The sequence below is a fragment of the Asaia krungthepensis NRIC 0535 genome, assembly GCF_025995175.1.
GTDB classification, from domain to species: Bacteria; Pseudomonadota; Alphaproteobacteria; order Acetobacterales; family Acetobacteraceae; genus Asaia; species Asaia krungthepensis.
Map to the genome: position 1 here is coordinate 229,019 of NZ_BAPV01000003.1, position 20,973 is coordinate 249,991.

The window sequence follows — 20,973 nt, forward strand, 5'->3', positions numbered from 1 at the left end:
ATGACCCAGTGTAAGAAGAGGAATTGCGACTATGGACGCTGCTACGGGAAAGCAATCGAGCGGGACGTTGAGCGGTCTGATCGGCATCGCTGTTTTCAGTGGCTCCCTCCCTGCCACGAGAATTGCCGAGTCCGGATTCCCTCCCTTGTTTCTGACCGCTGCGCGCGCGTCGATTGCTGCTCTGCTCGGGCTGGCCCTGCTTGCGGCCCTGCGCCAGGCGCGTCCGGACAGGCAGGCACTCGGGCCACTCCTCATCGTCGCGCTCGGGGTCGTCGTAGGTTATCCGCTGCTGTCAGCCTGCGCACTCCAGCATATCGAGTCAGTGCGCTCGGCCATGTGGACGGGTCTGCTCCCTCTGAGCACGGCTTTTTTCGCCGTCATCCGCAATGGCGAGCGGCCTTCCCCCCTCTTCTGGCTCCTGTCCCTTTGCGGCGCAGCGGCTGTCGCCGCCTACGCTCTGACCCAGACCCATGGTGGCTCGTTGATCGGGGACGGACTGATGCTGGCCGCCGTGCTGGTATGCGGTCTGGGCTACGCCGAGGGCGCATCGCTTTCACGCAAGCTGGGAGGCTGGCAGGTCATCTCCTGGGCGCTGGGGCTCGCTTCCCCCGCCATGATCGTGCTGGCCCTTGTGACGCGCCCTCCCGGTTGGGAGAATGTGTCTGGCGCCGCATGGTGTTCGCTGGCCTATGTGGCGCTCTTCAGCATGATGCTGGGTTTCGTATTCTGGTATCATGGCCTGGCACAAGGCGGCGTGGCGAGGATTGGCCAGTTACAGCTATTGCAGCCCTTTGGCGGTCTCGCGCTTTCGGCGTGGCTGCTTCATGAGGCCGTCCCGCCTCTGATGATTGGCGTCACGCTGGTGGTACTGGCATGCGTGTTTGGTGCAAGGCGCGCCGCCTGAGAATAAAGGCGGTGCCGCTCCTCAGTGCGCCGCCTTGTCCCGACTGACGCTCACCGTGCCGTCCGGTGCGATCAACGTATTCGTGCCATCGCCATTCGGGATCACGATCGTTCCGCTGCGGCCAGGGGCGATATATTTATGGGCATTGTCCTCTACCGAGGACGACAATGACGGGCGTGAAGCGGTGTGCACCCCGTGAACCATGCCGTCATGCTCGCCCATCTCCAGCGTTGCGCCATCGCCCAGCTGGATCGCGCTGTCTCCGCTCGCGCCATGACTCTTGGTCATCGAGCCAAAATAGCTGTTCGTGTCGGCAAGGGCGTCACGCAACCCGTTCGGGGAGGCCTCGACATCTCGCAGCGTTGGCAGGGGCTGCGGTGCACCCGGCCAGATATTGCCGTTTTCGGGAAGGATCGGCATGGCGAGATAGGCGTGGCCACGCACCTTCTCCATGTTCTCGGAAATGCCCTCGGGCATGTTCGGATTAGCCCCGGGAAGTGTCGCGGTGTCGTGAATCGATTTCCCGAAACCGGAACAGCCACTCAACAAAACAGGAATCGCTAAAAGAGCGGCCTTTCTCATCACTTACTCCAGGGATGTCATCCACGCTCTTTTAAGCGCTGAGGCCGTCTGACGCCAGATACAGAACATGTATAGAGCGTGATACTAATGCGAGACCTTGGCAGAGGACCGGTTTGTGCCGGATCCCATCATTCTCGAGAGCCCCGTTACCAGATATCCCCACCCACTCAACACGGTCGGTACAACCGAAATCCAGAGCATGAGCGCGCCAAGCTGCGTGAAGGAGATCATACCCAGCCCGATCTGACGGGGCATGGCATCACCTGCAAGCAGGAAACCGATGGCGACCATCTGGATACCTGTTTTCCACTTCGCAAGGCGCGTGGAAGGGAGTGTGGCTCGCTGACTTGCCATGTACTCGCGCAAGCCGCTGACCATGATCTCGCGAATGAGGATGATGATTGCGGCAAACAACGCGCCGTCGGTCAGTCGACCATAGCCCGCCAGGGCCAGAAGAAGCGCGCCCACCAACAGCTTGTCAGCAATCGGATCCATCATTCGCCCGAGCTCGGATCCCTGCTTCCACCTGCGCGCGAGCATACCGTCAAGATAATCGGTGATACATGCGGCGACATAAAGAATGCAGGCAATGCCATCAGCAAGCGGGCTGGCGAAAGCGATGAGGGCAACGAGCACAGGTATCGAGGCGATACGAAGCAGGGTCAGGATGTTGGGCAGATCTGTCAGCATGAATCGTCCCCGGTACCGCCATTGAAATCAATCAGCCTTGCGCGCTTCCAGCCATAAGCATGAATCGCGTCACCATGATAGGCTCGGTTTCGCTCCACCATAGCGCCTGCCTGCTATTGGGGGTGAAAAAAGGCGTAGATTGTGCGGGCGATCTCCGAATTGATTCCCCCGACCGTTGCCAGTTCCTCGACGCTTGCGCCACGTACACCGCGCACCGATCCGAACCGTGTCAGGAGCGCGCGCTTCCTGACGGCGCCGATACCCGGAACGCTGTCCAGTTCGGAAGTCTTGATGGCCTTGCTTCGTCCTGCTCTGTGCGTGGTGATGGCGAAGCGGTGGGCCTCGTCACGCAAGCGCTGAAGATAGTACAGGACCGGGTCGTTATGCGGCATCTGGAAGGGCGCACGCCCCTCCTGGAAAAACCACTCCCTGCCGGCATCCCGGTCAGGGCCCTTGGCGATGGCGACTATCGGGATATCGCGCACGTTCAGTTCCTCGAGCACTGCCCGCACGGCATTGAATTGGCCTAACCCGCCGTCGATCAACAGGAGGTCCGGCCAGTCCTGAGGGCGCTCATCCGGCGCTGCAGGGTCACGTCGGCCGAAACGCCGCTCCATGACCTCGCGCATCATGCCGAAATCGTCGCCAGGCGTGACCGGCCCCTTGATGGCAAATTTGCGGTAGGCGCGCTTGGTGAACCCCTCCGGTCCGGCGACGACCATCACACCATAGGCGTGCTGCCCCATGATATGGGAATTATCATAGGTCTCGATGCGGCCCGGCGGTCCCTCAAGCCCGAAAGCGGACGCGACACCATCCAGCAGCTTGCTCACACCGGCGCTTTCCGCCAGACGGCGCTCGAGAGCCTCACGCGCATTGGTCTCCGCATGGCGCACGACATCGCGCCGTTCGCCACGCTGGGGTTGGAGCAATTCCACCTTGCGGCCACGTTTGAGCGTGAGTGCCTCGGAAACCAGATCGAGCTCGGCCGGGTCGGTGTTCAGCAGAATCTGGGGCGGCGGCGGCTTGTCGTCGTAGAACTGCAGCAGAAATGCGGAGAGGATATCTGCAGCCTGATCGTCCTCTGCGTGATCGGGATAGAACGCGCGATTACCGTTATTGCGGCTGTTACGAATGAAAAAGACCTGGATGCAGGTCTTTCCTGCCTGCTGCCACAGGGCAATGATATCGGCGTCGCCGATCGAGGCAGGGTTGATGATCCCCGATTCCTGCATGCTCGAAAACCCCCGGATACGGTCCCGGATTGTCGCAGCGCGCTCGAACTCCAGAGCTTCGGAGGCCTTTTCCATCTCCTCAACGAGCGTTTTGTGTACGTCGGTGCTCTTGCCTGAGAGGAACTGCTTCGTTTCCTCGACGAGCGACGCATATTGAGCTGTCGTGACACGTTCCACGCAGGGTGCCGAGCAGCGACGGATTTGATACAGCAGGCAGGGTCGCGTGCGCGACGAAAGAACTGCGTCGCTGCATGATCTGAGCAGGAAGCTGCGCTGGATCAGGTTCAGTGTCTGGTTGACTGCCCATGCCGAGGCGAAAGGCCCCCAATAAGTGGCGTTCTTGACCGGACGCCCTCGCTGCTTGGTGATCTGCGGATAGTCGTGCCCCTCGGTCAGCATGATCCAGGGATAGGATTTGTCGTCACGCAGCAGGATGTTGAAGCGCGGCTTCATTTTCTTGATGTAGTTGGCTTCGAGAAGCAGCGCCTCCGCTTCGGTGCGGGTCGTCACAATCTCCATGGATCGCGTGAGGCCGACCATCCGGCGCAGGCGTTCAGGCAACTGGTTCAGTCGCAGATAGGATGAGACGCGCTTCTTCAGGCTCAGCGCCTTGCCAACGTAGAGCACCTCCCCTTTCTCACCCAGCATGCGATAGACGCCCGGTGTCAGCGGGATCGTCTTCAGGGCCTCGCGTATCGCTTCTGTTCCCTCCTTGCGCGGCGATACCTGAACCTCGCCAGCGGGGGAAGCCACGCCTTCGAGCGCGACTGGGGTCCCGGCGCTCAAGCTACGCCCCCGTGACACAGGCTGATCGCCAGTTCATCCACGGAACATGTGGATAAGTCTGTGGGGCATCGCATGACAAATTGATGACGGGCGCAGTTTGGCGCGCTTTGCGACGCTTTGCCTAAATTTTGTGCAACCAGAATTAAGCAGTTGATATTGAACAATTTTGCTCATCCGCATCGAAGAAACAGCGCCAAGACCTTGGAAACACAGGGAGTCAATCCCCGAACATCACCGTAAGTGGACAAAATTCACGTTCCACGTGACAGAACGATCCTGTTTTGTTCGAAGTTGCCTCTACCTCTGTTCAGCTTGCGCCATCACCCGCAGGAAATTGCCACCCCATATTGCGGAGAGTTCGGCCTCCGTGAAGCCGGCAGCACGCAGCGCTTCCGTCACAGCTGGCGTCTCCCCGGCATGGGCCCAGCCCTCGATCATGCCGCCGCCATCGAAATCGGAGGAGACCCCGACATGATCCACCCCGATCAGGTCAGCAACATAACGCACGTGACGGGCGAGGTCGTGAACACCGGCGCGACCTGCAGCACTGGGCTTGAGGAATGAGGACATGGCTGTGATCTGGATGACCCCCCCGGTGTCTCGAAGCCTGCGCAGCTGCTCGTCATCGAGGTTGCGCGGATGATCGCACAATGCCCGGGCGCAGGAATGACTGGCGATGATCGGGGTGCTCGAGACTTCAGCAGCCTGCAGCATGGTCGTCTTCGCGGCATGGGAGACATCGACCAGTATGCCGTGTGTGTTCATGAGCGCTATCGCATCACGCCCCTGCGATGACAGGCCACCGTGCAGCTCGCGTTCATCACCGAGCGCGGGGAGCGGAATTGCCGCATCGGCCAGATCGTTATGCCCGTTATGGGTGAGCGTCATATAGCGCACCCCCATCGACGCCAGAACCTCGATACGGGACGGGTCGCCGCCCAGAGCGTGTCCATTTTCCACAGCAGGCACCACCACGGTCCTGTCCTGGCTGAATGCTGCCCTCACATCGGCGGCGCTCCGGCAGACGGTCACAGCATCGCTGGCAAGGCCATTTATCACGGCCAGCATCGCCTGCACTCTCGCCCAGGCCTCGGCCCTCCCGTCAGCTTCCAGACGGGTCTGGGGAATATAGGCAGCGAGGCAGACGGCTTTCAGGCCGCCCTCTCGAAGCTTGGGCAGATCGACCTGACGCGCGGGCGAACCGGTCTCGAAATCCTGACGATCAGGCCAGGGAATATCAATGTGGGAGTCGAGGGTCAGGAGCTGGTCGTGTGTCGCGGATGTCATGAGAGCATAAATGGGCTATCCGAACGCAGCGGCAAGAGGCATTCCTGCTCTTCGCGGCAATTTGGAGGATCGAAACCGATGCGGCTGATGACATGGAATATCAACTCGTTGCGTCTGCGCCTCCCTCTCCTCGCGCGGCTGATCGAGGAGCAAAGTCCCGACATCATCTGCCTACAGGAAACCAAGGTTCCGGACCCGCTCTTTCCCGCGCAGGCGTTGCGGGAGCTGGGATATGACCACCAGCATTTCATGGGCATGAAGGGATATAATGGCGTTGCCATCCTCTCCCGCCACCCGATCCGAGCGCTTGACGCGGTACCGGACTGGTGCGGCAAGAGCGATACCCGTCATATCGGGATCACAGTCGAGACCGACAGGGGCACCGTGACCCTGCATGATTTCTATGTTCCAGCGGGCGGCGACATTGCCGATCCTGCGGTGAACGACAAGTTTGCCCATAAACTGGCATTTCTCGAGGAGGTCACAAGCTGGTTCCGCAAAAATCCGCCTGTGCGCTCTATCGTGGTTGGCGATCTCAATATCGCTCCGCTCGAGCACGATGTATGGAGCCACAAGCAGCTTGCCGATGTGGTCAGCCACACACTGCCAGAGATCGAGCGCCTGAAAGCCTGGAGCGATACAGGCTTCGTCGATGCCATGCGTCTGGTCGTCCCGCCTGAGCAGAAGCTCTACACCTGGTGGTCCTATCGCAATCGCGACTGGAAACTCTCGAACCGTGGGAGACGCCTCGACCACGTATGGCTCACACCGGATCTGCGCGAGCATCTGCAGGATGTCGCCGTATTGAAAGACGTGCGGGACTGGTCGAGCCCATCCGATCATGTTCCAGTGATCGTCGATCTCGCGCTGAACCCCGCCTGAAAAGACGAACAGGCTGCGGGAGACTGGAAGTCGCCTGAGGGCGGATCAGGCGCCCGAACATTCACAGCGATCTGACCGGTGGCTGTGATGCGTCTGGAAGGGGATAAATACCAAGCGGGGATGATGACCCCGACCGCATGCTTTGGCCCTTTTTTGCGCCCTGTAACGGATGGCGCGGTTTGCGAAGGACTTCGAGGCCGTACTCCCTCCTCTCTCCTGACAAGAAAAGAGGAGGGGACATCGGGGGGTGCTATCAGCCCATCAGGGCGTCGCTGCCCTCGGGGTTGAGGCGATACCCGCCACCTTCCGTGAGCAACAGGGAGGCATTTGCCGGATCGGGCTCGATCTTCTGGCGCAGACGGTAGATATGCGTCTCGAGCGTGTGCGTCGTGACAGCCGCGTTATAGCCCCAGACCTCATTCAGCAGCACCTGACGCGCAATCGGACGATGCCCGGCGCGATACAGATACTTCAGAATGGCCGCTTCCTTCTCCGTGAGGCGGATACGACGGTTCTTGGCCGGTTCCTGCAGGATTTTGGAAGACGGGCGGAACAGATAAGGCCCGATGGGGAAAACAGCATCCTCGCTATTCTCGAACAGGCGAAGCTGCGCGCGCAAGCGAGCAAGAAGTTCTGCAATGCGGAACGGCTTGGCGACGTAGTCATTAGCGCCTGCATCGAGACCGCGCACCACATCGGCCTCGTCATCCGAACCGGTCAGGATGATGATCGGCATGCGAATGCCCTGGCGGCGGAGCTCAGCGCAGAAATCGCGCCCGTCGCCATCCGGCAGGGTCACGTCGAGGAGGATTGCGTCGACACGCACGTCGGGAACGGCAAGCTTTTCCTTGGCGTCGGCGACGGAAACAGCCTGAATGGGTTCAAACTCACCTTCAAGCTTGAGCTGTTCGACCAGGAGTTGGCGAAGCGTATCGTCATCGTCAACAATAAGGACAGGACGCGGACCAGGCATGTATATTCTTCTCTCACCTACTGAGGACGACGCCCCAGAGACAGGACCAGACTTCCGTGGAAGGTAGATCCCCGTTTTGACTGTGAGCCTTACACGGATATCGTGACAACGCCAATCCGATCGGAACGTCAAGCCCGCTCGATACCGGTCTTTAGACGTCATTTACCCATAAATTAATGTTCAGACGTGAGGTTTGTGACATGAGTGTCATCCTGCGACATAATTCAGGTGCTCTGGCGACGCTTTTTATCAACGGAAGGACCATTCCTGCCCTGATCGGAGGTGGGGGTTTACGCGTGGACAAGACCGAGGGAGATCAGGCGACCCCCATTGGATACCTGCCTTTTCGCCATGTATTCTACCGGGCAGACCGGATCGCCCGCCCCCTCACCCGCCTACGTGTGGAGGCGCTCGCGCCTGATGACGGGTGGTGCGATGACCCGTCGCACCGGGACTACAACCGGCAGGTCACTCTGCCCCATGACGGGCGTCACGAACGGCTCTGGCGCGACGATCACTGCTATGACCTGTGCGTTGTGCTGGGATGGAACGATGACCCGGTCATTGCCGGAAGAGGCTCGGCAATCTTCCTGCATCTTCCCCCGCAGAGCGGCGCGACAGAGGGCTGCATCGCCCTGGCCGAGCCGCTCCTGCGCGAACTGATCAGTGGGAGCGAAACAGGGATAGAAGTTCGCACCGACTGAACCGTCTGATCTGCTTGGGAGCGGTTCCCGACGCCGGGTTCGGTGGTGTCGGGCTGAGCGCGGCCTTTGAGGCCGCAGCCACTAGACTGTGGCGAGGCCCCTGAGGGCAGCATGGAAACCATCCAATACAGAATGGGGATCGGGAATCAGCCCGACCCCCACATCGCTCAGACCGGTGTTCGGCTATCAGCCTTCCGGGGCGCTGACAGGAACGACGCCAGAAGTATCGCCCGAGCCCGCCTCGGCGGCGGCTTGCGCCTGAAGATCCTCGGTCGTCACGGGAGGTGGCGGCGGCGGAGGAGGTGCCATATAGACAAGCATGTCGCCGATGGTCGGACTGACCGGAAACTCATCCTCGGCGGACCGGATCGTGATCGACTGACCGCGGCGGATAGACAGGAAATCGAGACGGTTCTGCACCGCGCCAAAACCTGCAGCGCTTGCCTCGTCAGCCATGGCGGTCATGAACCGCCACCCCTTTTCAAAGAGCATGTCGATCAGGGTGAAGTTCCAGGAAGGATCACCGAGCAGCTTGCCGCGCGCATCGCGTGACAGCCCATGATAGAAATCGAGACGCGCCACGCCGGGACTGATCTGGAACACGCGCTGACGTCCCATATGCGGCGCCATGTGGGCGCATACGAGACCGTTATAAATCGCATCTGCCGTGGTCGAAATCAGGTAATCCGCTGGGCGCTCCTCGAGCGCCTCCTCGCCATATTGAGACAGCAATTCGGCACGCAGCACAGGAATACCCTTGCGCATGGCGGGAATCAGCGCGCTCGAGCGGTTATCAACCAGCAGGATGGGAATACCGTTGCCACTCAGACATTTGGCGAGATCGATCGACCAGGGTGACGCCCCGACAATGGCCAGAGCCGGTTCGTTGGACAGGGTCAGCTTCAGGTAACGGGCAATGGGGCGCAGCGAGAAACCATGGAAGATCATGGTGCCGCCGATGATGGCGAAAACGGCTGGCATGATCAGATCGGCACTGTGATAGCCCGCATCGGTCATACGATATCCAGCAGCACCAGCTACGGCGGCAGCCACGATACCGCGAGGGGCGATCCATGCCACGAACAGCCTCTCCTGCCATTTCAGACCGGTCCCGATGGTGGAGAGAAAGATGGCCAGTGGCCGGACGCCGAACATGACGGCAGCAGTCAGCAGAAAGATCGGCAGCGACAGATGAGCCAGCACGTCGCGATGCAGATCGGCGGTCAACATGATGAAGAGCACCGCCACCACAAGGACGACCAGGGACTCCTTCATGCGGCGTAATTCGGACAGGCCTGGCACATGCAGATTCGTCAACGCCATACCGAACACGGTCGCGCCAACCAGACCCGCCCCTTCCATGCTCATGTTGCAGATGCTGAAGATCAGCAAGGCAAGGGTGAGCAGCAACGGGGTCTTGAGCGGCTCTGGCATCAGGTCGCGCACGAAGAGGTAGCGCACCAGATAGGCAGGCAGAATACCCACAGCCAGTGACTCCGCCGTGGAGGCCAGCAGATCAGGCAGCACGGTGGTCAGGAAGACATCCGTGCCGATCGGTACGCGCGTGGCGACCACCTGCAGCACAACGGCGGCCAGAATGGCCCCGATCGGATCGTTGATGATGGCTTCCCACCGCAGGAAGGCGGCGACACGCGGCTGGAGTTTGTTGTGGCGCAGCAAAGGCAACACCACAGTCGGGCCAGTGACGGTGATAATCGCGCCGAACAGGGCGGCGACCCCCCATTCCATATGGGCAATGTAGTGCGCTGCGGCCCAGCCCAGCCCCCATGAAATGGGGAGGGCCAGCATGGTCAGACGCGTGACGCCCTCTCCTGCCTCGCGAAGCTGGCGGAAATCAAGAAGCAGGCCGCCCTCGAACACGATGATCGCGACAAGCAGCGACACGAGCGGACGGAAAATCCAGCCCAGCGCGGCAGAGGGATGCAGAATACCGAGCCCCGGCCCGAAGATCAGTCCGAGCGCGAAGAGCAGAACGATAGCCGGAAGGCGGAATTTCCAGGCCACCCATTGCGCCCCGATCCCGGCCCCCAGCGTGAGCAGCAGCCCGATAAACATTGCTAGCGCCATGGTAACGTCTTCATCCCTGACCGGTCGTGGATTATGTCGCGTTGAAAGCCTTATCCGGCCTTGCGTTGAAGAACGGCGGCAAAGAAGCCATCCGTCCCGTCACGAAGCGGGGTCAGGGCAAAACCGGTTTCGCCACGCAGGGCCTCGGGAAGCATTTCGCCTCCGGCTGCCACGCGCTCGAACTGATCGTTGCGCGCCAAGAACGCTGCGACCTGCGCTTCGTTCTCTTCCGGCAGAAGCGAACATGTCGCGTACACCAGACGGCCGCCCGGTTTGACCAGACTGGAGGCGCGATCAAGGATATCGGCCTGCTTGACCTTGAGCTCCAGGATGTCCTGCTCAACCAGGCGGATGCGCGCATCCGGGTTACGCCGCCACGTGCCGGTGCCCGAGCACGGCGCATCGACCAGAACGCGGTCGAAAGCCCCGGCGCGGCGCTTGACCCATTTATCACCGCTCGTCAGCAGGTGACGTTCGACATTATGCACGCCTGCGCGACGCAGACGCTTGACCGCGCCCTCAAGCCGTGGCGAGGAGACATCACAGGCGACGATCTGGCCCTTGTTCTCCATGCTCATGGCAATGGCCAGCGTCTTCCCTCCCGCACCCGCGCAGAAATCCACCACGCGCTCGCCCGGCCTCGCATCGAGCGTTCCGACGATGAGCTGGCTGCCTTCGTCCTGGATCTCGATCAGCCCGTCACGGAAACTCTGCGTCGCTGTGACATTCTGACGCCCCTGCAGACGCAACCCCCAGGGAGAGAGCGGCGACGGTGCTGCCAGGATCTGCTCGTTGCGCAGCGATCTGATCGCCTCGTCACGATGCCCCTTGAGCAGGTTCACCCGCAGATCGAGCGGTGCTGCGCCATCCAGCGCTGCCATCTCCGCGTCGAGTTGGTCTCCAAACGCGCGTACAAGATAAGGGTGCAGCCAGTCCGGATATTCCAGACGGACCGGGCCGGGCATATCCGGATGGTTCAGTTCGCGTCCGTTCAATGCGGCCAAGGCAGCGTCTTCACGCGACGTCAGATGTGACTGGGCGAAGCGCTCGCCATTGAACAGCATACGGACCGTGCCGATTTCCTCGCCGCCCAGAATGAGCGATGCTGCACAAAGCGTTCGGGGCGAAGGGCCACCCGGAATGTCACGCAGATGCCAGTGCAACCGGCGCCACTGACGCAGCACGTCCCAGATGCGGGCGGAGATGACCCGGCGATCGCCGCCACCGATATAGCGGCGATCGCGGAAATAGGCATTGGCCGTCGCATCGGCGGGACGGCGGGGGGCAGCCTCGATGGCGCAAAGCAGATCGATGGCGGCGGAAAGGCGGGCGGCGGGAGTCATGCCCCCGCGCTTACAAGTTTTTGTCAGTCCTGGCGATAGTTAGGTGCTTCACGCGTGATGGTCACGTCGTGAACGTGGCTTTCACGCAGGCCGGCATTGGTGATGCGACGGAAGCGCGTGCGCACCTGCAGATCGGCAATACTGGGCGACCCCGTATAGCCCATGCCGGCCTTCAGACCACCAACGAGTTGGTGTACCACGGCTGCCATGCTGCCCTTGTACGGGACCTGTCCCTCGATCCCTTCCGGCACGAGCTTGAGCGAATCCTTCACCTCGGCCTGGAAGTAGCGATCGGCAGACCCACGGGCCATGGCGCCAAGTGAGCCCATGCCCCGATAGGCCTTGTAGGAACGCCCCTGATGCAGGAAGACCTCGCCGGGGCTTTCTTCACACCCTGCGAGAAGCGAGCCGATCATGACCACGTCGGCCCCTGCCCCGATCGCCTTGACGATATCGCCCGATGTGCGGATACCGCCATCGGCAATGGCGAAGATACCGGCCTCATGGCAGGCCGCGGAGGTTTCCATGACCGCCGAGAACTGGGGCACGCCCACACCCGCTACGACGCGTGTGGTGCAGATCGAGCCTGGGCCGATACCGACCTTCACGCAGTCTGCGCCGACGCCTGCGAGAGCGATGGCGGCTTCAGGGGTTGCAACGTTACCCGCGATGACCTGAATACCGTCATGGCGGGACTTGAGGGTCGCGACCGTATCGAGCACCCCGCGCGAATGACCGTGGGCGGTGTCGACGATCACGATATCGACGCCTGCCGAGACGAGGGCCTCGGCCCGGGCCAGACCATCGGCTCCGACACCAATTGCAGCGGCGCAGCGCAGGCGTCCGAACTGGTCCTTGATGGCCAGTGGGTGAGCCTCGGCCTTGTCCATATCCTTGACGGTGATCAGGCCGATACAGCGGTTCTGGTCGTCGACGACGAGAAGCTTCTCGATGCGATGACGGTGCAGAAGATCCTGTGCGACCACGGCATCGGCTCCGTGGCGCACGGTCACGAGATTTTCGTGCGTCATCATGTCACGGACGGGTGTGTTCAGATCGCTGGTGAATCGCATGTCGCGATTGGTCAGGATGCCGACCAGTTCACCGCTGCCCGGCATGACAACCGGGAGGCCGCTGATCCCGTGCTGTGCCATGATGGCGTGCACATCGCGCAGGGTCTGCTCCGGGCCGACGGTGACGGGGTTGACCACCATGCCCGATTCGAAGCGCTTGACGCGGCGCACATGCTCCGCCTGCTCCTCGATCGAGAGGTTCTTGTGGATTACGCCCATGCCGCCCTGCTGCGCCATGGCGATCGCCATGGCATCTTCGGTCACGGTATCCATGGCCGAGGAGAGCAGCGGGATATTCAGTTCGATGGAGCGGGTCAGACGTGTGCGGGTCGAGGCCTGAGCAGGCAGTACGTTGGAGGCTGCGGGCTCGACCAGAACATCGTCAAAAGCAAGGGCTTCGCGGATGCGCTCATGCGCAATGCTGCGCGAAGCATAATCACCAACCCGTTCGCCAGCCATTCCGGTCGGTGTTTCATTGGTCGTGGTCATCTGCCGCAGCCTCCCCGCATATCAATCAGGAAAGCCCGCGGCTTTCCTACCGTTGGCGCGTCCTCTTAGACCAAAGCGGTCCGGGTTGAAAACAGGAATTACTAAGGCCTGCAGAAATTTAACCGGATTGTCTCCCGGAGCCATTCCTATAGACGGGAGACTTGGGGTTCATGGGAGGTGCTGAGAAAGACAGCAGCGCCTGCCGATGTCACGCCGCTGCAGAAAGCCCTTTGAGCGCAGGGTCGCCGCGCAGGAAATCGCGTATCGTTTGGGCGGCCCGCTTGGACGCCCCCCGCTTCGGCTGGGTCCCGAACGTTTCGCGGATCACCTTTTCCTGACGTGACCTGTAGAACTCGTGGCGCGACTGCGCTTGCGCGAGAGCTGGCAGGATATCCTCGGCTCTATCGACCACGTCACCGAGCGTCCAGTGGCGGAAATGAGGATTGCCGCGCCATGCGACACCATGAGGATTGAGGAAAACGCAGGGCCTTGGGGTAATCAGGAATTCGTAAACCTGGCTGCTGACATCGCCGATATAGAGTGAAGCGCTGGCGGTATGGGTCATGTCCAGCATCGAGGCCGATGCCGTATCGAGCCTGACGCGACTGCCGACCATTTTCTGGAACTGCCGACGGCGGCGGCCGAAATCCTTGTGAAAGATCTTGATATGGGGTGCGATAAGCAACTCGTAATGGTCGAGCTGGTTGACCGCATCCACCAGAGGTTCGAGGCACTTTCCGTAGGATGAAAGCCCCTTCTTGTAATGGGGGTTGTAGAGGGCGACAGGCTTGCGGTCTGCGCTCTCACGCGGAGCAAGGCGCTCTGCCCCGACGGCATCGAATTTCGGATATCCTATGATCCGCGTCTGCGCTGCGGTCGCCAGCTTCTTCGCGAGGAAGGACTCCGCGATTTTCGGTCCGGAAACGAGCGACAGGTCGAACTGCCGGATCAGATGCTCATCATTGACCTCCCGGTCGCCCGCACCATGCTGGATCAGGATGAGCGCCGGACGGCGCAGACCCATCTCGCGCAGAAGCCCTGCGGAATATTCGGTGGCGACGACCGCGTCATACTGTTCGAGCTGATCGATATTGGCGCGCATGACAATCTCGCGCTCGGTGTCCAGACGACGCAAGCGACGGAGGATCTGAGCCCGCGCAGGAATCCTGAGGGTCCCTCTCCGAATGGTACCGGCCAATCCATTGGCGCGGCGTATCTGATCGAGATGCTGTGCGGTTTCGGGAAAGCTGACGAACTCGGTGACGCTGATGTCAGGCATCTGGGAAAGAGCGGAAGAGACTGCAGCCACATGATAGCACTGATAAGGCTCTGCAACGTACAAAAACGCGATCTTCATGCCGCCCTCTTTCCCAGATTACATGTGGTCGAGTGACTTATGTATGCGGCAAAGCGATGACCGTAAGTAACAATATGATGCTGGAGCAGAGCCGAAGCTTACAAATCCTGTCGGACCCTGTTGGGCTTCATCTTGGGATATGCTTGTCATGTTGAGATAGTTAGATCGAGTGACCTTTGGAAATCGTTAAGTTGACCAGATCGATCCTTCAAAATCGAGAATACTCGCGCTCAACCGCTCTTGTGCGAGTTCAGCAAGTGATCGAAAGATCAGGTCCGTGACTGATCGTCCTCGCTCGAGCCGTCTTGAGGCCGGTCTGGTGCGATCCTTGCCCACGCACACGCATTTGCATGCCACCGACCCAAGACTGAAGCTTTCCAGACCGAGAGCCTTGTAACGGAACGGTTACAATTTTACAGGGATCAGGAAGTCAGAATTTCCCGCTTGCGCGCACGTTGGCTGGGTCAGAAGCCGTCAGGCCAGGAAATGCCCCTGCTCGACGTGACGATGATCGACCTCTCTTCCCAAAGCCGCGAAGTCGTGCTTCTCCGTCCCCGTCAGCATGGCACTGATGTTGCGATCCTTCAGATGATGAAGCAAGGCGCTACGCCGACGCGCATCAAGGTGGTTGAGGGGTTCATCAAGCAAAATCATCGGCGCCGCCCCGGAGCGCGCCATGACAACCGAGGCGTGGTTAAGTATCACGTGGACAAGCATGGCTTTTTGCTGCCCGGAGCTCGACAGGGCGGCGGGACGCGCCGATTGAGCATCCTCAAGCTGAAAATCGGCACGATGTGCGCCGCAAGATGTCGCCCCGCGTGCTGCGTCATCATCGCGGGATGCCTTGAGGCGTCCACGCAAATCATCCTCGACCTGGAGAGCGGAGCGCGAAGACAAGGCTGTCGCCTGATCACATAGAAGGCGAAGTCTTGCCGCAGGAAATTCGCCCGCACTCTGATGTGGGGCATGATTCATGGCCTCTATCAGGGAGAGGCGGGAAGCTGTCATGGCGATGGCATGACGCGCAATGCTGTCTTCAAGCGCATCGAGCCACGATCCCTGATCGGGACGGGTCACCAGCAATCGGTTCCTTTGCGTCACCGCCCGTTCATGCGCCGCGCTTTCACGTGCATGATTGGGGTCGAGAGAAAGAACGAGCCGGTCCAGAAAGCGCCGCCGGCCGGAAGCCGGATCCGTGAAAAGACGGTCCATTTGAGGCGTAAGCCAGGTTGCAGCAAAATACGGTGCAATCTCGCCCTGATTGCGCACTACCCCGCCGTTGAGACGAAATACCCTGCGCACCGGGTTTGCGGGGTCCGTTCCGGTCGCAAGTTCACTCTCTGGGAGAGTCCCGGCGCCAAGTCTGGCGACCACCCCCCAGGCCCCGCCATTCTGGCGCTGGATCTGCGCGTTACTCGCGCCCCTCAACCCTCTGCCGGGCGCAAGGAGCGACAGGGCCTCAAGCAGATTGGTCTTTCCTGCCCCGTTTTCGCCTGTCAGAACGACCAGCCGGCTCTGGGGGGACCAGGCAAGCCGTTCGTAATTGCGGAAATCGGTGAGGACGAGCCTGCTGATCTGCAAGGGAGAGGTGCTGCGCTCCGGGTTCAGACGCGCATCGGCATCAGCACATAAAGCGCTGTCGGCAGGTTGGTATCACGCACGAGAGTCGGAGCGGCACTATCCGCGAAGGCGAACTCTGCCTCAACATCGATCTGGTCCGTGATGTCGTTCAGATAGCGCGCCTGAAAGCCGATCTCCAGCGAGGGACCATCATAGGAGACACTTGTCTCGTCGAGTTCCTCCTTCGCCATGCCCTGATCGGGACTGATCGCGGAGAGTGTCAGCAGATTGGTCTGCACAGCAAGCTTGACCGGACGCGAACGCTCCTGGCTGATGGCCGCCACACGGGCCACTGCATCGGCGAAGGCCTGCTTGTTCACTTTGAGGAAGCGGTCGTTGTTCTTGGGAATGACGCGCTCATATTCCGGGAAAGTTCCGTCGATCAGCTTCGATGTCAGCATCACAGCGCCTACGCGGAACTGGATACGCGTTTCCGACAGGCTGACCTGAACCGCACCGGCACCCTCGTCGAGCAGTTTGCGAAGCTCGGCGACTGTCTTGCGCGGAATGATGACGCCCGGCATGTCGCCTGCCCCTGCGGGCAGATCCGTCTCGACACGGGCGAGACGATGGCCGTCCGTCGCGACTGCACGCAATTTGGGCGTGTCACCATCCTTCGCGACATGGAAGTAGATGCCGTTGAGGTAATAACGCGTCTCTTCGGTAGAGATGGCGAAGCGGGTTCGATCGACCAGACCACGCAGTACGGCTGACGGGATGGAGAACTCGTGCGGCAGGTCGCCCGCCACCATCGAGGGGAAGTCCTCGACAGGAAGCACGTTAAGGCTGGTGGCGTAGCGTCCGGCACGGAGGGCAAGAGGGGCATCGCCACCGCCATGATCGAGCTCGACCATGGAGCCATCTGCCAGCTTGCGCACGATCTCATAGAGGACGCTGGCCGGAGCGGTCACAGCGCCATCGCGAGCGCCCTCTGCGGCAACTTCCTCGACTACCGCGATCTCCATGTCGGTGGCGGTCAGCCGAAGCAGGTTACTGTCGACGGAGAGCATGACATTGGCCAGAATGGGGATCGTGTTGCGCTTTTCCGCAACGCTCTGGATATGGGCAAGGGCACGGATCAGCGTAGTGCGGTCAGCCTGGAATTTCATATGATCGTAGACCCTCGAACACCCGAATAACAAAAAATCAGTCTAGCAGAGCCGCATGCGGCGGCAAAGATCAGCCCTCGAGCATGCGACGCAGCAGTTCCACATCCTCAGCAAAAGCAACGTCACGCTCCATCAACTCCTGAACGCGCGAGACGGCATGCATGACTGTCGTATGGTCGCGATTGCCGAATTTTCGCCCGATCTCTGGCAGGGAGCGGCTCGTGAGCTGCTTGGCGAGGAACATGGCGACCTGACGCGGCCGTGCAACGGCCCGCGCGCGACGCGCCGAGGACATGTCCGTCAGGCGGATGTTCCAGTGCTCGGAGACCTTGCGCTGGATCTCCTCGATCGTCACACGACGATCATGCGCCTTGAGGATGTCATGCAGGACATCCTGCGTGCTTTCCAGCGTGACAGGGCGGCCGAACAGATTGGCATGCGCGATCAGACGATTGAGCGCACCCTCGAGTTCGCGCACATTCGAGGTGATCTTGTGGGCGAGGAATTCGAGCACCTTGGCGGGCACGGCCACACCAGAGGCCTGCGCCTTTGCCTCGAGGATGGAGATACGCAGCTCGAACGTCGTGGCATGGATATCTGCCACCATGCCGCATCCGAGACGGGTGCGCAGGCGGTCTTCAAGCCCGGAGAGATCGGAGGGTGATTTATCGGCACTGACCACGATCTGCCGTCCGGCATCGACCAGAGCATTGAACGTATGGAAGAATTCTTCCTGCGTATTGTCCTTGCCGATCAGGAACTGGAGATCATCGATCATGAGCACGTCGACCGAGCGAAGCTGCTCCTTGAACTCCATGGTCGATTGCGAGCGGATGGCCGCGATGAAACGATACATGAATTTCTCAGCGGACATATAGGCCACCGAGACGCGTCCGCCACTCGTCAGTTCCGAGCCGATTGCATGCATCAGATGCGTCTTGCCCAGCCCGACCCCACCATAAAGGAAGAGAGGATTGAAACCCGGGCTCGACGGCTTTTCAGCCACACGTCGGGCGCACGCATAGGCAAACTCGTTCGGCTTGCCCACCACAAAACTGTCGAAAGTGAAGCGTGGGTCAAGGGGAGCGGCCAGATCGTGGCGGGCATCCTGAACGGTCGAAGCCGGAGCGATCGGTGCTTCAACCTCGACAACTGGCGCAGGGGCCTCAACCGCCACCGGCGCGGCCAGACCGTCTCCGACGCGCTGGACCTGAAGCTCGACGTGGTGAACAGCCCGATTCTCGTTGCGCCACAATTCCTGGAGACGGTCGCCGTACTGGCCCCGCACCCAGTCACGCAGAAAGCGCGTCGGGAGAAAGAGCGTTATCTCATCTTCCTCAAGCGGGCCGAGCACAATCTGCTGAAGCCAGGTACGGTATTCGACATCGCCGACCTCGACACGCAGCCTTTCGCGCACCTTGAGCCATTGGGCCGCAAGTGCAGGCTCGGTCCCGGTGGTGCATGAAACCGTCTCTGTCATTGCAGGAAGATCCGTATGAGACCCTTCGTCCGCCATCACTCCCCCGAGTTGTACCAAAAGACACGACAGGAGCCAGCACGACACAAGACGTTCGACCGACCTGAGGCCCGATTAAAGGGCTGACAGGATAGGGCAAACGGATTGCAGGAGGCAAGCTTATCCGGCGGGCCATGATGCTGGACCACCGGCGAAAAAAAAGAACGGATATGGTCATGTGACCACACCCGTTCTTTTATAGGCTCAGACAAGACAGATCCCGCTGCGGGAGCTGTCCGTTGTTCTGATCAGGCCGAAGCCAGAGCCTTGATGCGAGCCGAAAGGCGCGACAGCTTGCGGCTGACCGTATTGGCGGCCAGAACGCCCTTGCCGACAGCGCGCTGCATTTCCGGCTGGGCGGCACGGAATGCGTCGTTCGCAGCAGCCTTGTCACCCGAAAGGATGGCGCTCTCGACCTTCTTGACGAAGGTGCGGACGCGGGACATGCGGGAAACGTTGCGCTCACGACGACGCTCGTTCTGACGGATGCGCTTGCGCGCAGAGGCGGTGTTAGCCATTTCTACTCTTCAGCCCTGTTCTGTTCGGCTTGTTAGGTCATCTTGCGATGACAATAAAGCATACCGGCCAATCGTCCCGTAAGAGACGCAGAGCCAGCGGAGGGCTCGCCTTTAGTCCAGTTTCACGCTGCCAGTCAAGCGTCCTCTAAAGAAAGTGGCGGCTGGCGTCTCGGACAATAGAAACTGGAACGGCCTGCCTGCACCAGACGCCTGATCCCGGCACAGGCGGGATAACCCGGACATTCGGGGCAAGGCTGTCCCTCGCGGCCATAGACCTGATGCAGATCCTGAAAGGCTCCGGGATTACCGTCGGCGTCCACGTAATCCCGCAGGGTAGAGCCTCCCGCGTTGATCGCCTCGAGCAGTACGGCTGGCGTCACCTCTGCCAGTTTCCCGATCTCGCCTGGGGTCAGGGATGAGGCCAGACGCTCCGGATGAACTCCCGACCGGAAGAGGATTTCGGACACATATATATTGCCTAGCCCCGCCACCACGTGCTGGTCGAGCAGCGCGGTCTTGATGGGGCTTCGTTTGCGGTGGAGCCGGGCATGAAGATAGGCCGCGTCGAATTCGGGCTCCAGCGGATCAGCACCGAGTGCACGCAGCAAGGCATGGTCGCGCTCCCTGCCTGAATCGGCCAGGAGGAAACAGCCAAACCGACGCGGATCGACCAGACCGATATGGGTGCCATTATCAAGACGAAGCGTCACATGCTCATGACGCAGGGGTTCGTAATCCTGCTCCGGACCCGGGGTTATCCGGATACGTCCGCTCATGCCGAGATGGATCAGCAGCGTGGGGCCGCGGACGAGACTGATCAGCATGTATTTGCCCAGACGCCGGGCACCACGTATCTTTTTACCGTCGGCCCTGATCGAGAGATCATCGGGCACGGGCCAGCGCAGATCGTTGCGGATTTCGGTTCTGATGATACGGCGCCCGGCAAGCGCCGCCCTCAACCCGTTCAGGATGGTTTCAACTTCTGGTAGCTCTGGCATCTTGGGTGCTGACACTATATCCAGAGAGACATGACCGACAACGCATCATTTCCCCATTCCGAATCAGATCACCCCGCACGCGAGGAGACGACCGATTTCGGTTATCGCTCGGTGCCACGGGCCGAGAAGAAGCCGCTGGTGCGCGCCGTGTTCGATAGCGTGGCAGGCCGCTACGACGTCATGAACGATGTCATGTCGCTTGGCATCCATCGCGTCTGGAAGCGCATCTTCATCAATACCCTGGCGCCGCGTCGCGATCTGAAGCTTCTCGATCTGGCGGGCGGCACTGGTGACATCAGTTTCGGCTGGCTACGGAATAATGGGGGCCCGGTTCTCCTGACCGACATCAACGCCTCCATGCTCGAAGTCGGACGCACGCGCGCTGCGAGCAAGGGCTATCTCAGCGATATCGAGTTTTCGGTGGTTGATGCGGAAGCCATTCCCCTGCCAGACCGTAGCGTGGACCGCGTGTCGATCGCGTTCGGGCTGCGCAACTGTACCGACAAGGATGCCGTGCTGCGCGAGGCGCGTCGCGTGCTGCGACCGGGCGGCAAATTCTGCTGTCTCGAATTCTCCCGCGTGCAGGTGGCCGCGCTCGCTCCCGTTTATGATGCGTGGTCATTCGGCGTTCTGCCGAAAATGGGCCAGATCATCGCCAAGGATGCCGAGAGCTATCGCTATCTTGCCGAAAGCATCCGCACATTCCCCGAGCAGGATGTGCTGGCAGCCATGATGCGTGACGCCGGGCTGGAAAAGGTAAGCTATCAGAACCTGTCGGGCGGTATCGCTGCCATTCACTCGGGCTGGAAACTCTGACCC

The 20,973-nt window shown here is 60.7% G+C and carries 18 protein-coding genes and 1 pseudogene; 5 read left to right on the forward strand and 14 right to left on the reverse strand.

Translation table 11 applies throughout. The annotated features are described in order from the left end of the window. The first annotated feature begins 31 nt into the window (after window positions 1-31). Window positions 32-904 (forward strand): DMT family transporter, encoded by an 873-nt coding sequence (locus tag AA0535_RS02315; protein WP_264814290.1) that lies wholly within the window; start codon window positions 32-34, stop codon window positions 902-904. A 21-nt stretch (window positions 905-925) separates the two neighbouring features. Here AA0535_RS02315 and AA0535_RS02320 read toward each other — a convergent pair whose 3' ends face one another. The 4 genes from AA0535_RS02320 to AA0535_RS02335 all read right to left on the reverse strand — a co-directional run bounded on the left by AA0535_RS02320 (window position 926) and on the right by AA0535_RS02335 (window position 5,484). Beyond that, window positions 926-1,486 carry a hypothetical protein gene (locus AA0535_RS02320; protein WP_264814291.1) on the reverse strand — a complete coding sequence of 187 codons (561 nt, stop codon included), beginning with the start codon at window positions 1,484-1,486 and terminating at the stop codon, window positions 926-928. An 84-nt stretch (window positions 1,487-1,570) separates the two neighbouring features. Then, window positions 1,571-2,176, reverse strand: coding sequence for a CDP-diacylglycerol--glycerol-3-phosphate 3-phosphatidyltransferase (gene pgsA / locus AA0535_RS02325; protein ID WP_264814292.1), 606 nt, complete (start codon window positions 2,174-2,176; stop codon window positions 1,571-1,573). Between the two features lie 113 nt (window positions 2,177-2,289). Further along, the gene (uvrC, locus tag AA0535_RS02330) at window positions 2,290-4,164 is read right to left on the reverse strand and encodes an excinuclease ABC subunit UvrC (RefSeq protein ID WP_264814334.1); all 1,875 of its coding nucleotides are present in this window, start codon (window positions 4,162-4,164) and stop codon (window positions 2,290-2,292) included. A 330-nt stretch (window positions 4,165-4,494) separates the two neighbouring features. Continuing rightward, window positions 4,495-5,484 carry a dipeptidase gene (locus tag AA0535_RS02335; RefSeq protein WP_264814293.1) on the reverse strand — a complete coding sequence of 330 codons (990 nt, stop codon included), beginning with the start codon at window positions 5,482-5,484 and terminating at the stop codon, window positions 4,495-4,497. Between the two features lie 78 nt (window positions 5,485-5,562). Here AA0535_RS02335 and AA0535_RS02340 point away from each other — a divergent pair, with 78 nt between their 5' ends. Next, complete coding sequence (locus AA0535_RS02340) at window positions 5,563-6,366, forward strand: exodeoxyribonuclease III (RefSeq protein ID WP_264814294.1); 804 nt, start codon at window positions 5,563-5,565, stop codon at window positions 6,364-6,366. A 253-nt stretch (window positions 6,367-6,619) separates the two neighbouring features. Here the strand turns inward: AA0535_RS02340 and AA0535_RS02345 are convergent, their stop codons facing one another. Beyond that, on the reverse strand, window positions 6,620-7,339 hold the full coding sequence (locus AA0535_RS02345) for a response regulator transcription factor (RefSeq protein ID WP_264814295.1): 720 nt from the start codon (window positions 7,337-7,339) through the stop codon (window positions 6,620-6,622). Between the two features lie 200 nt (window positions 7,340-7,539). Here AA0535_RS02345 and AA0535_RS02350 point away from each other — a divergent pair, with 200 nt between their 5' ends. Continuing rightward, the gene (locus AA0535_RS02350) at window positions 7,540-8,043 is read left to right on the forward strand and encodes a L,D-transpeptidase family protein (protein WP_264814296.1); all 504 of its coding nucleotides are present in this window, start codon (window positions 7,540-7,542) and stop codon (window positions 8,041-8,043) included. Between the two features lie 186 nt (window positions 8,044-8,229). Here the strand turns inward: AA0535_RS02350 and AA0535_RS02355 are convergent, their stop codons facing one another. From AA0535_RS02355 to dnaA, 7 genes are all read right to left on the reverse strand, one after another. Beyond that, a complete protein-coding gene (locus tag AA0535_RS02355; RefSeq protein ID WP_264814297.1) occupies window positions 8,230-10,131 on the reverse strand; it encodes a cation:proton antiporter in 1,902 nt (633 codons plus the stop codon). A gap of 50 nt (window positions 10,132-10,181) precedes the next feature. Continuing rightward, the gene (locus tag AA0535_RS02360) at window positions 10,182-11,474 is read right to left on the reverse strand and encodes an RsmB/NOP family class I SAM-dependent RNA methyltransferase (RefSeq protein WP_264814298.1); all 1,293 of its coding nucleotides are present in this window, start codon (window positions 11,472-11,474) and stop codon (window positions 10,182-10,184) included. Between the two features lie 23 nt (window positions 11,475-11,497). After that, on the reverse strand, window positions 11,498-13,006 hold the full coding sequence (gene guaB / locus AA0535_RS02365; RefSeq protein ID WP_264814335.1) for an IMP dehydrogenase: 1,509 nt from the start codon (window positions 13,004-13,006) through the stop codon (window positions 11,498-11,500). A gap of 238 nt (window positions 13,007-13,244) precedes the next feature. Further along, window positions 13,245-14,393, reverse strand: coding sequence for a hypothetical protein (locus tag AA0535_RS02370; RefSeq protein ID WP_264814299.1), 1,149 nt, complete (start codon window positions 14,391-14,393; stop codon window positions 13,245-13,247). Between the two features lie 474 nt (window positions 14,394-14,867). Beyond that, entirely contained in the window at window positions 14,868-15,974 is a 1,107-nt protein-coding gene (recF, locus tag AA0535_RS02375; RefSeq protein WP_264814300.1) for a DNA replication/repair protein RecF, read from the reverse strand. A gap of 23 nt (window positions 15,975-15,997) precedes the next feature. Continuing rightward, window positions 15,998-17,122, reverse strand: a complete 1,125-nt coding sequence (gene dnaN, locus AA0535_RS02380) for a DNA polymerase III subunit beta (RefSeq protein WP_264814301.1) — start codon at window positions 17,120-17,122, stop codon at window positions 15,998-16,000. 70 nt (window positions 17,123-17,192) lie between these two features. Next, a complete protein-coding gene (gene dnaA / locus AA0535_RS02385; protein ID WP_264814302.1) occupies window positions 17,193-18,602 on the reverse strand; it encodes a chromosomal replication initiator protein DnaA in 1,410 nt (469 codons plus the stop codon). A 227-nt stretch (window positions 18,603-18,829) separates the two neighbouring features. Here dnaA and AA0535_RS15735 point away from each other — a divergent pair. Then, window positions 18,830-18,886: pseudogene (locus tag AA0535_RS15735) on the forward strand ((2Fe-2S)-binding protein); the annotation flags it as partial. Here the strand turns inward: AA0535_RS15735 and rpsT are convergent. Together rpsT and mutM are read right to left on the reverse strand one after the other, a co-directional pair. Then, window positions 18,887-19,156, reverse strand: coding sequence for a 30S ribosomal protein S20 (gene rpsT / locus AA0535_RS02390; RefSeq protein WP_264814303.1), 270 nt, complete (start codon window positions 19,154-19,156; stop codon window positions 18,887-18,889). A 134-nt stretch (window positions 19,157-19,290) separates the two neighbouring features. Continuing rightward, window positions 19,291-20,154 carry a bifunctional DNA-formamidopyrimidine glycosylase/DNA-(apurinic or apyrimidinic site) lyase gene (gene mutM / locus AA0535_RS02395; protein ID WP_264814304.1) on the reverse strand — a complete coding sequence of 288 codons (864 nt, stop codon included), beginning with the start codon at window positions 20,152-20,154 and terminating at the stop codon, window positions 19,291-19,293. Between the two features lie 30 nt (window positions 20,155-20,184). On the opposite strand from mutM, the gene AA0535_RS02400 reads away from it, so the two are divergent. After that, a complete protein-coding gene (locus AA0535_RS02400) occupies window positions 20,185-20,970 on the forward strand; it encodes a class I SAM-dependent methyltransferase (RefSeq protein ID WP_264814305.1) in 786 nt (261 codons plus the stop codon). Window positions 20,971-20,973 lie beyond the last annotated feature (3 nt).

Excerpts from the sequence above, each read along its gene's own strand:
- AA0535_RS02315 (WP_264814290.1), top strand. The coding sequence starts at position 32 with ATGGACGCTGCTACGGGAAAGCAATCGAGCGGGACGTTGAGCGGTCTG.
- AA0535_RS02320 (WP_264814291.1), bottom strand. The coding sequence starts at position 1,486 with ATGAGAAAGGCCGCTCTTTTAGCGATTCCTGTTTTGTTGAGTGGCTGT.
- pgsA (WP_264814292.1), bottom strand. The coding sequence starts at position 2,176 with ATGCTGACAGATCTGCCCAACATCCTGACCCTGCTTCGTATCGCCTCG.
- AA0535_RS02335 (WP_264814293.1), bottom strand. The coding sequence starts at position 5,484 with ATGACATCCGCGACACACGACCAGCTCCTGACCCTCGACTCCCACATT.
- AA0535_RS02340 (WP_264814294.1), top strand. The coding sequence starts at position 5,563 with ATGCGGCTGATGACATGGAATATCAACTCGTTGCGTCTGCGCCTCCCT.
- AA0535_RS02345 (WP_264814295.1), bottom strand. The coding sequence starts at position 7,339 with ATGCCTGGTCCGCGTCCTGTCCTTATTGTTGACGATGACGATACGCTT.
- AA0535_RS02350 (WP_264814296.1), top strand. The coding sequence starts at position 7,540 with ATGAGTGTCATCCTGCGACATAATTCAGGTGCTCTGGCGACGCTTTTT.
- AA0535_RS02355 (WP_264814297.1), bottom strand. The coding sequence starts at position 10,131 with ATGGCGCTAGCAATGTTTATCGGGCTGCTGCTCACGCTGGGGGCCGGG.
- AA0535_RS02360 (WP_264814298.1), bottom strand. The coding sequence starts at position 11,474 with ATGACTCCCGCCGCCCGCCTTTCCGCCGCCATCGATCTGCTTTGCGCC.
- guaB (WP_264814335.1), bottom strand. The coding sequence starts at position 13,006 with ATGGCTGGCGAACGGGTTGGTGATTATGCTTCGCGCAGCATTGCGCAT.
- AA0535_RS02370 (WP_264814299.1), bottom strand. The coding sequence starts at position 14,393 with ATGAAGATCGCGTTTTTGTACGTTGCAGAGCCTTATCAGTGCTATCAT.
- dnaN (WP_264814301.1), bottom strand. The coding sequence starts at position 17,122 with ATGAAATTCCAGGCTGACCGCACTACGCTGATCCGTGCCCTTGCCCAT.
- dnaA (WP_264814302.1), bottom strand. The coding sequence starts at position 18,602 with ATGACAGAGACGGTTTCATGCACCACCGGGACCGAGCCTGCACTTGCG.
- rpsT (WP_264814303.1), bottom strand. The coding sequence starts at position 19,156 with ATGGCTAACACCGCCTCTGCGCGCAAGCGCATCCGTCAGAACGAGCGT.
- mutM (WP_264814304.1), bottom strand. The coding sequence starts at position 20,154 with ATGCCAGAGCTACCAGAAGTTGAAACCATCCTGAACGGGTTGAGGGCG.
- AA0535_RS02400 (WP_264814305.1), top strand. The coding sequence starts at position 20,185 with ATGACCGACAACGCATCATTTCCCCATTCCGAATCAGATCACCCCGCA.